This is a genomic window from Kocuria sp. CNJ-770 (genome assembly GCF_001942375.1).
Taxonomy (GTDB): Bacteria; Actinomycetota; Actinomycetes; order Actinomycetales; family Micrococcaceae; genus Kocuria; species Kocuria oceani.
Window position 1 is genome coordinate 1 of record NZ_MKJW01000032.1, and the last position, 1,388, is coordinate 1,388.

At 66.2% G+C, this 1,388-nt stretch carries 3 protein-coding genes; 1 reads left to right on the top strand and 2 read right to left on the bottom strand.

Translation table 11 applies throughout. From position 1 onward, the window contains the following. Window positions 1–46: 46 nt before the first annotated feature. Both BJF77_RS01465 and BJF77_RS01470 read right to left on the bottom strand, forming a co-directional pair. Window positions 47–346: a hypothetical protein gene (locus tag BJF77_RS01465; RefSeq protein ID WP_075871081.1), complete on the bottom strand. Its 300-nt coding sequence runs from the start codon at window positions 344–346 to the stop codon at window positions 47–49. Next, entirely contained in the window at window positions 343–978 is a 636-nt protein-coding gene (locus BJF77_RS01470) for a DUF6668 family protein (protein WP_075871082.1), read from the bottom strand. Before BJF77_RS01470 ends, BJF77_RS01465 begins: the two co-directional genes overlap by 4 nt. A gap of 148 nt (window positions 979–1,126) precedes the next feature. On the opposite strand from BJF77_RS01470, the gene BJF77_RS01475 reads away from it, so the two are divergent. After that, window positions 1,127–1,375 carry a helix-turn-helix domain-containing protein gene (locus tag BJF77_RS01475; protein WP_255396082.1) on the top strand — a complete coding sequence of 83 codons (249 nt, stop codon included), beginning with the start codon at window positions 1,127–1,129 and terminating at the stop codon, window positions 1,373–1,375. Window positions 1,376–1,388 lie beyond the last annotated feature (13 nt).

Below are 1,388 nucleotides of genomic sequence, written 5' to 3' on the forward strand. Positions count from 1 at the left end.
CACCTGCTGCTCCTTGGGTGGGGGGTGTTCCTCGGGCTGCCTGCGGTCATGCCCCGGCGATGAAGGAGAGGATCGAGGCGCCGCCAGAGATCAGGGCCACGGCCAGCACGATCTTGATGATTCCGGAGACCTCTTCGGTGGTCTCTCCGCGGCGGGCGTCGAAGGCCATCTTTCCGCCGACCACCAGCAGTCCCAGGACGGCGATGCCCAGGGCGATCCACTTGCCGACACCGACCATGCGGTTCCAGGTGTCGCCGATCCCGGGAGGGGCCAGTGGGTCGGAGTCGGGCAGGGCGGCCGGCAGCGCCAGCACGGTGTCCTGAGTAGCAAGTACGAGGTCGATCATTGGGGGGTCCTCTCAGAAAGTGCTTCATCGGCTGCCTCACCGAGGGCGGTGAGGACTTTTCTCGGCTCCCGGGCCATGGACGCCCAGTCCACGGCTCCGGTGAGTCGGAGCTCTTCGATCCAGGGCACCACCCAGGTGGAGGGCACACCGCCGGAGATCACCCGGGTCGCTGTGGCCAAGGGCTTCGGGGTGCGGCCCGGGGCATCGGCCACCAGGACCAGGCCTTGGAGATCGACGTCGGGGTGGGCGCCGGCCGCCCAGTCGCGGGCGGCGAGCCGGGCGGCGTCGAGGCCCCGTTTGTTCTGCCGGGCCACCAGGAACACCGTCGCCCGGGCGTGCTGGGTTCCATCGTCAGGGCGCAGGGGCCACCGGTGGTGGCAGCTCACGCCGCCGAGCAGGTCGGTCAGGACGGACTCCCCGGCCCCACCGTGGACACCGAGCCAGAACACGTCGTGGGCGTCGGTGAGAAACCGTCCCAGTCGCCCCTCGTGCTCGGTGAGCCCAGTGACGCCTCGCTGGGGACCTGAGGCGCCACGGAGGACCGTGACGGTCTCCTCCACGACGTCTTCGAAGATCGGCCGGGTCTGCTCCTCGAGGGAGGGCGACACCAGCTCGGCCCAACGGTTGTCCATCACATCTCCTCGGTCGCAGGGCCTCCAATAGACTGGACCCTATGTGCATTAGACAACATCAACGGAGGATTAGCAATGTTAAACAATGATAGAGAACAAATAGGTATGACTGTGTACAGTGTTGCGTGTGGGAGCGAAGGTGATCGTCGTGTCTGACGCGCTCGACCGGCTTTTCGAGGGTCTGCCCGAGCGGCTCACCGTCGATCAGCTCGCCCACGTGCTGGGTCTGGGTGATCGCACGATCACCTACCGCTGGTTGCGGGACGGGATCGTGCCGGCGATCAAGCTCGGGAAGACCTGGCTGATCCTGCGCGACGACATCAAGGAGCACCTTCGCTCTCAGTACAACGTCCCTCATTCCACCGACAATGACGGGGCGCACACGAACGAGGAGTAGGGAGAGCACCATG